At 61.6% G+C, this 7,007-nt stretch carries 6 protein-coding genes, 3 pseudogenes and 1 riboswitch; of the genes and pseudogenes, 7 read left to right on the forward strand and 2 right to left on the reverse strand.

Translation table 11 applies throughout. From position 1 onward, the window contains the following. The first annotated feature begins 337 nt into the window (after positions 1–337). The 3 genes and pseudogenes from BVER_RS34630 to BVER_RS26490 all read left to right on the forward strand — a co-directional run bounded on the left by BVER_RS34630 (position 338) and on the right by BVER_RS26490 (position 3,503). Positions 338–1,159: pseudogene (locus BVER_RS34630) on the forward strand (GMC family oxidoreductase). Further along, positions 1,156–1,986 carry a GMC family oxidoreductase gene (locus tag BVER_RS32955; protein ID WP_198155400.1) on the forward strand — a complete coding sequence of 277 codons (831 nt, stop codon included), beginning with the start codon at positions 1,156–1,158 and terminating at the stop codon, positions 1,984–1,986. The pseudogene BVER_RS34630 and the gene BVER_RS32955 overlap by 4 nt, the downstream one beginning before the upstream one ends. Before the next feature lie 28 nt (positions 1,987–2,014). After that, positions 2,015–2,102: riboswitch (glycine riboswitch) on the forward strand. Positions 2,103–2,258: 156 nt separating this feature from the next. After that, positions 2,259–3,503 (forward strand): D-amino acid dehydrogenase, encoded by a 1,245-nt coding sequence (locus tag BVER_RS26490; RefSeq protein ID WP_050455798.1) that lies wholly within the window; start codon positions 2,259–2,261, stop codon positions 3,501–3,503. A 301-nt stretch (positions 3,504–3,804) separates the two neighbouring features. Here BVER_RS26490 and BVER_RS34635 read toward each other — a convergent pair whose 3' ends face one another. Next, complete coding sequence (locus BVER_RS34635; protein WP_232316819.1) at positions 3,805–3,987, reverse strand: hypothetical protein; 183 nt, start codon at positions 3,985–3,987, stop codon at positions 3,805–3,807. On the opposite strand from BVER_RS34635, the pseudogene BVER_RS36030 reads away from it, so the two are divergent. From BVER_RS36030 to BVER_RS26500, 4 genes and pseudogenes are all read left to right on the forward strand, one after another. Then, positions 3,932–4,498 (forward strand): annotated as a pseudogene (locus BVER_RS36030) (amino acid permease); the annotation flags it as partial. The gene BVER_RS34635 and the pseudogene BVER_RS36030 overlap by 56 nt on opposite strands. A gap of 61 nt (positions 4,499–4,559) precedes the next feature. Then, positions 4,560–5,219 carry an amino acid permease gene (locus tag BVER_RS35380; RefSeq protein WP_269750813.1) on the forward strand — a complete coding sequence of 220 codons (660 nt, stop codon included), beginning with the start codon at positions 4,560–4,562 and terminating at the stop codon, positions 5,217–5,219. Beyond that, the gene (locus BVER_RS32960) at positions 5,189–5,380 is read left to right on the forward strand and encodes a hypothetical protein (RefSeq protein ID WP_232316817.1); all 192 of its coding nucleotides are present in this window, start codon (positions 5,189–5,191) and stop codon (positions 5,378–5,380) included. Before BVER_RS35380 ends, BVER_RS32960 begins: the two co-directional genes overlap by 31 nt. Before the next feature lie 91 nt (positions 5,381–5,471). Then, a complete protein-coding gene (locus tag BVER_RS26500; RefSeq protein ID WP_050455799.1) occupies positions 5,472–6,731 on the forward strand; it encodes an NAD(P)/FAD-dependent oxidoreductase in 1,260 nt (419 codons plus the stop codon). A gap of 149 nt (positions 6,732–6,880) precedes the next feature. On the opposite strand, the pseudogene BVER_RS32965 reads toward BVER_RS26500, so the two are convergent. Then, a pseudogene (locus BVER_RS32965) lies at positions 6,881–7,007 on the reverse strand (IS5/IS1182 family transposase); the annotation flags it as partial.

Below are 7,007 nucleotides of genomic sequence, written 5' to 3' on the forward strand. Positions count from 1 at the left end.
CGCATTCTTCATCCATGGCCTGATCGGCGCTTTGCCGTCAAGCACTCAAGGTAGGAGCCCGGTGCCTAAATTGGGCACGCCGGGATCTGTGCGGGGGGTGTTCAGTAATGGACATCCCTACCGCAATGTGGCAGCGGTCGCGTCTCATCGCCGGGCGCGATCGTCGCAAAGCTGAGACAGACCACGGAAGTTGTCGCAGCGCTCGTAAAAATATCGATATGAAACAATGGCCTGGCGAGGCCGCTCAGATTGGCCCGCACATTGCTTTATTCAGGCAGAACGTTGATGCGGCACCTCAGGTACAGAAACCCGGTGCAGGAATTCAGGAGGAAGTGACGTGGTTGATTACATTGTTGTCGGCGGCGGACCCGCCGGATGCGCGACGGCCGGACGGCTGAGCGAAGATGCATCGACATCCGTATTGCTGTTCGAACAGGGGCCGCGAGATACCAATCCGTACATCCATATGCCGGCCACGTACTTCAAGACGGCGAAGGGCAATCTGCTGACGCGATATCGCCTGCAGCCGCAGCGTCATCAGAACATGGTGACGCCGGAGATCGTGCAGGGCCGCGTGCTCGGCGGCGGCAGTTCGGTGAACGCGATGGTGTACATGCGCGGCTGTCCCGAAGACTACGAAGGCTGGGCGGCAATGGGCTGCGACGGCTGGGGCTACGACGACGTGCTGCCGTGGTTCAAAAAAGCCGAAGACAACTAGCGCTTCGCCGGAGAAGTGCATGGCACGGGCTGGCCGCTCGGCGTGTCGGACCAGCGCTATACGCACTATCTGACGAAGGCGTGGCTGCGCGCGTGTCAGGAAATGGGCATCAACTACAACCCGGACTTCAACTCGGGCAAGCAGGCGGGCGTCGGTCTCTATCAGACGACCACGCGCGACGGCAAGCGATGCAGCGCGGCGACGGCGTATCTCAAGCCCGCACGCGATCGCAAGAACCTCACCGTGAAGACGGATTAGCGCGTGGTGCGCGTCGTGGTCGAGAACGGGCGCGCGGTCGGCGTCGAATATGTCGAAGGCGGCAATCGCCAGTTCGTGCGGGCTGCGCGCGAAGTGATCGTATCGGCGGGCGCGATCGGCTCGCCGCATCTGCTGATGCTGTCGGGTATCGGGCCGGCGGATCATCGGCGAGCGTCGGCGTGAAGGTCGTGCACGATCTGCGGGGCGTCGGCGAGAATCTTCAGGATCATATGGACATGTTCCTGATCTACGATCTCACCGGCCCGCATAGCTACGACAAGTACAAGAAGCTGCACAATCAGGCGCTCGCCGGGCTCGAATACGCGCTGTTCCGCAGCGGTCCGGTAGCGTCGAATATTTGCGAAGGCGGCTTGCTCTGGTACGGCGACGAGCACGATCCGCTGCCGAATCTGCAATATCACTTCCTGCCGGGCGCGGGCGTGGAAGAAGGCGCGGATCAGGCGCCGAGCGGCAACGGTCTGACGCTCAACGTGTATCAGACGCGTCCGCGTTCGCGCGGCACGGTGCGGCTCAAGAGCGGCGATCCTGCCGCTGCGCCGCTCGTCGATCCGAACTATCTCTCCGATCCGTACGACGCCGAAGTGCTCGCGGAAGGCGTGCGCATCGGTCAGGAAACGCTCGCGCAAAACGCGCTGAGCAAGTTCGTACGCGCGCCTTATCGGCCGGGGAAGATTCTCGCGACGAAGGAAGAGCGCATTCGTTTCGTGAGGGAGACGGGGCAGGGCGCGCTGCATCCGTCGGGCGCGTGCCGCATGGGCGTCGATGCGATGTCGGTGGTCGATCCGACCTTCCGCGTGCATGGCATCGAAGGTTTGCGCGTGGCGGATACGTCGATCATGCCGAAGCTCGTGTCGGGCAACACCAACGCGCCGTCGATGATGCTCGGCGAACGGCTCGCGCACTTCATCAAAACGAACGCGCGTTCGGCGGCGACGCCTTCCGCTACCGTCGATCTGGGCCGCTATCGCGGCGAAAAAGTCGAGTCGTGATTTTTTTCCGCTTAGAATAGGTATCGAATCGCGCAGTACGGGAGAGACCATCGTTCGATGGCGCCGACGGAGCAACCGCCCCGGAAACTCTCAGGCAAAAGGACCGTGCCGCGCGTTTATCACATCTGGAGAGCGGCGTTTTCATGCGCCCGCCGAAGGGGATTTGCGGCATCGCCCGCAATCTAAACTCTCAGGCAAACGGGACAGATGGGGCTTCTTCGCTTTAAAGCCATAAGGCTTGCGGCGAGGAATCTCTCATTGGACCTTTGCAGATGGAACGAATCGCCATTATTGGCGCCGGCATCACCGGCGTCTCGACTGCCTACGCCCTCGCACAACGCGGCCACGATGTCACCGTGTTCGAGCGGCATCGCTATGCGGCGATGGAAACATCGTTCGCCAATGGCGGGCAGCTCTCCGCGAGCAACGCCGAAGTGTGGAACAGCACGGCCACCGTGATCAAGGGCATCAAATGGATGCTGCGCTCGGATGCGCCGTTGCTGCTCAACCCGAAGCCTTCGTGGCACAAGTATTCGTGGATCGGCGAGTTTCTGCGCCAGATTTCGAACTATCGCGACAACACCATCGAGACCGTGCGGCTTGCGATCGAAGCGCGCGAGCATCTGTTTTCGGTGGCGCAGCGTGAGGGCATCGAGTTCGATCTCGAGCGGCGCGGCATTCTTCACGTCTACGAAGACCGCAAGGGTTTCGAAGCGGCATCGAAGGTCAATCTGATGTATCGCGAAGGCGGGCTGGATCGCCGCGCGGTGACGGCGAGCGAGATCGAATCGATCGAACCGGCCATTCGCGGCAGTTTCTATGGCGGCTTTTTCACGCCATCGGATTCCACCGGCGATATCCACAAGTTCACGCGCGGTCTCGCGCAAGCCTGCGTGCGCAAGGGCGTGGATTTCCGCTTCGATTCCGATATCGCGGAAGTCACGCACACCGATGACGGCATCCGTGTGAGCGTGCAACGTGCGTCCGGCTCCGAGGAACATGTGTTCGACAAGCTGGTGATTTGCGCGGGCGTCGGCAGCCGTCAGTTCGCGTCGATGCTGGGCGATCACGTCAACGTGTATCCGGTGAAGGGCTATTCGATCACCGTCTGTCTCGACGACGAAGCGAGCCAGCACGGCGCGCCGTGGGTCAGCCTGCTCGACGATGCTGCGAAGATCGTCACGAGCCGTCTGGGACGCGACCGCTTCCGCGTGGCGGGCACGGCGGAGATCAACGGCATCAACCGCGATATTCGCGCGGACCGTATTGCGCCGCTGGTGGAATGGGTGCGTCGCTACTTTCCGGCCGTGTCGACATCGCGCGTGATTCCGTGGGCGGGTTTGCGTCCGATGCTGCCGAGCATGTTGCCGCGCGTCGGTGCGGGCAAGCGCGCGGGCGTGTACTACAACACGGGTCACGGCCATCTGGGCTGGACGCTTTCGATGGCGACGACGGAGATTCTTGCGTCCGTGGTCGATGCATCGGAAGCGCGCGCATCGGCGGTCGCGACGATCTAAGCGGTTCATAGTACGGCCGGAGCTTTCGACGCTCCGGTCTTCACATTATTTCGTATGACGAAATAGTATGCGTCGCAACCTTGCGAGCAAGGAATCGCACACGTGAGACGAATGCCGTCAAGCATGCGCGTGCTGCTTTAAAAAAAGCGCCTTTCGAACAAAGAGATGTCCCGAAAAAAATTGCATTGGCGCGGGATTTGCAGGTTTTAGCGTTCGGTTTCAAGGAGACGCCCAAGTCGAAAGACGGCGGCGACAGGAAGAACTATTGGAGCGTTTGGAGGAGCACCGTGGCAAATCAACATCACCGCTCGGATTCGGAGCATTTGGCGTCGCTCAGATACGAGCAGAAGTTCGAGCGGAGCATGTCGCTCTGGTCGAATCTCGCGTTGGGCTTTCTGTATTTGTCGCCGCTGGTCAGCGTCGTGTCGATGTTCGCGCAAGGGCTGTCGACGGCGGGGCCGCCTTCGATGTTCTGGATCATCATCGTCGGTTGCGGGCAGTTGCTGGTCGCGCTCGTGTTCGGTGAAATCGTCGCGCAGTATCCGATTGCGGGCGGGCTCTATCAATGGGCGCGGCGCTTGTGGAACGGGCAGTATGCGTGGCTCCTGTCGTGGATCTATTTGTCCTGCGTGATCGTCGCGATCGCGACGACCGCGATCTTCGGCTCGGGCTTCGTCGCGAACCTGTTCGTCGGGACGCAGGAGCATCCGGTCGTGACCATCACGCCCGGCATGACCGCGTGCGTGGCGGGCGGCATGCTGCTGCTAGGGATGATCCTCAACTTCACCGGCACCAAGACGCTGGCGCGCATCGCGGGCGCGGGACTCGCGGCGGAATTGCTGGGCGTGATCGCAGTGGGACTCTATCTGCTGATCTTCGAGCGCAAGCATTCGTTCTCCGTGTTCTTCGACACGATTGGCACGTCGATCAACGGCAACTACATGCCTGCTTTCATCGGCGCGGCGCTGGTCGGTCTCTTCATGGTGTACGGCTTCGAAGCCTGCGGCGAAGTGGCCGAAGAAGTGCCGAATCCCGGCCGTCAGATTCCGAAGGCGAATGATGCTGACCGTCGTCGTTGGATGCGGCTCCGCGATCTTTTCGTTCGCGGGCTATGTGCTCGCCGCGCCCGATCTTCAATCGATCGTTGCGGGCAAGTCGCTCGATCCGATTCCGGAAATTCTCTACCAGACCATCGGTTTCTGGGGACTCAAGGCGTTTCAGGCGGTTGCGTTGCTGTCCTTCCTTGCATGCGTGATGGGTCAGCAGGCATCGGCGAGCCGTCTCGTGTATTCGTTCGCGCGCGACAACATGTTCCCCGGCTCGGCGCTCTTCGCGAAGATGATGAATCACACGCCGGTATGGGCGAACGTCGCGGTGAATTCGCTGTCCGCGTTGCTGATCGTGCTGGTGTATTGCGTGCCCAGTTCGCTGTTCCGTATCGCGGGCATGCAGATGCTGGCGGGCTACATCGCGTTTCAGATGGTCGTGATCGCGGCACTGCGCGCCCGCGCGAAAGGCTGGAAGCCCGCGGGCGCATTTAGCCTCGGCAAGTGGGGCGTGCTGGTGAATATCGGCGCGCTCGGCTACGGCGTGTTCGCGTGCGTCGTGATGGCAATGCCGTCGAACGACATTACGCTGTCGACGCTCGATCGCTCGATCGCTGGATCGCGCTCGTCGGTATCGCGGTGGTGGTCGTGTCGGGCGGCTTGTATCTGATGATCGCGAAGCCGCATCTGCGTTCTTCCGCGCCCGAAGGCGATGCCGTCGAGTTCGCCGATATGATCCGCGCGAAGCAATATGACGCGCAATTCGCGGCGACGCGTTCGACGAAACGCAAAACGGCGGACGCACGATTCGAGGCATCGGCGATGGATTGACGCGCGGACGTCGGCGAGTCAATGCTAAAGTTCGGAGCCTCGCGCCGAATGAAAGGCGCGAGGCGCACGACCCAATCCTCGACACATCGCGATGCCTTCTACTTCTGATTCCTGCGACATTGCCGTCATCGGCGCGGGCGTAATCGGCCTGGCGCTCGCGCATCATCTGCGCAAGCAGGGCCGTAGCGTGAGGATCATCGATCGCGCCGAGCCTGCATCCCAGTGTTCGATGGGCAATGCGGGCGCGCTCTCGTTTCACTCCGTCGCGCCGCTGGCGATGCCCGGCGTGATGAAGAGCGCGATGTCGATGCTACGCGATCCCGATGGCCCGTTGTATCTTCCGCCAGCGTATTTGCCGTACGCGGCGGAATGGCTCTGGCGTTTCGTGCGATCGGCGGGCGAAACGCGGGTGCGCGAGATCGCGGCGTCGTTGAGCGCTTTTTTTCGCACGGCGGAGGCGGATCAACGGCAACTCGCATCGGAGGTCGGCTACGCGGCCAATCTGCGCACGACGGGGCAGTTGCATCTATATCGGTCGGATGCGCATCTCGCCAAGGACGTGCTCGGCTGGGCGATCAAAACCGAGCATGGTCTCAAACTCACGCGAATCGGCCGCGACGAGATTCGCGCGATGGAGCCGGACGTATCGCCCGACTATCCGATCGGCCTGTTTCTCGAGAACGATCACTCCGTCGTGAATCCGCACGGTTATGCGCTCGCGATTGCGCGCAGCATCGCGCAGGCGGGCGTGACGATCCGGCGCGCGGACGTGACGTCGATTCGCCCGCAAGCCGATGGCTGGCAAATCGTGACATCCGATGCATCGCTATCCGCGCGCGATGTCGTGATCGCGACCGGCGCGTGGTCGACTCAACTGCTCGCGCCGCTCGGCGTGCGTGTGCCGCTGGAAACGCAGCGCGGCTATCACGTTCACGTGCCGGAGAGCGCCACGCGCTTGTCGCGCACCATCGTGCTTACGGACCGCAAGATTTTCATCACGCCGATGGATACGGGTTTGCGCATCGCCGGGACGGTTGAGTTCGGCGGGCTGGTGCGCGAACCGAATCAGCGACGCGCGGCCTTGCTCGCGCGGCATGCGAAGGAAGGCTTGCCGGGGCTCGATCTGCTGGGTGAATCGAGTACGTGGATGGGGCATCGGCCCTGCATGCCCGATTCGATGCCGGTGTTAGGCAGCGTGCCGAAGTATCGTGGCTTGTGGCTGGCGTTTGGGCATGGGCATCTGGGGCTGACTTCGTCGGCGACGACCGGGCGGTTGTTGGCGGAGGCGATTTGTATGGGGAGCGTGGCGAGTGAGTTGGAGGCGTTTTTGGTGGGGCGGTTTGGAGGGTAAACCTCATCCGTTTAATTTTTCCCGATCAGTGTCGTTAACCAAGAAATCCGCGCTGAGGGAAGGGGTTAAGCCATCGTCGTATTCGATCCATACGCTTAACTTCGCTTGAACCCGTCATCGGCGCAACTCTTACCGGCGGGTGACGATGTCTAGGTCCTGTTCACATTTAAGAGCGGCCCGAAGGCAGACACGATGGAGACAAAGGTGAGGTAGCTGTGGGCGAGTTTGTCATATCGAGTGGCGACGCGACGAAAATGCTTGATACGCTTAAAGAAG

Source organism: Candidatus Burkholderia verschuerenii (genome assembly GCF_001189365.1).
Taxonomy (GTDB): Bacteria; Pseudomonadota; Gammaproteobacteria; order Burkholderiales; family Burkholderiaceae; genus Caballeronia; species Caballeronia verschuerenii.

Excerpts from the sequence above, each read along its gene's own strand:
- BVER_RS26490 (WP_050455798.1), top strand. The coding sequence starts at position 2,259 with ATGGAACGAATCGCCATTATTGGCGCCGGCATCACCGGCGTCTCGACT.
- BVER_RS34635 (WP_232316819.1), bottom strand. The coding sequence starts at position 3,987 with ATGATGATCCAGAACATCGAAGGCGGCCCCGCCGTCGACAGCCCTTGC.
- BVER_RS35380 (WP_269750813.1), top strand. The coding sequence starts at position 4,560 with ATGATGCTGACCGTCGTCGTTGGATGCGGCTCCGCGATCTTTTCGTTC.
- BVER_RS26500 (WP_050455799.1), top strand. The coding sequence starts at position 5,472 with ATGCCTTCTACTTCTGATTCCTGCGACATTGCCGTCATCGGCGCGGGC.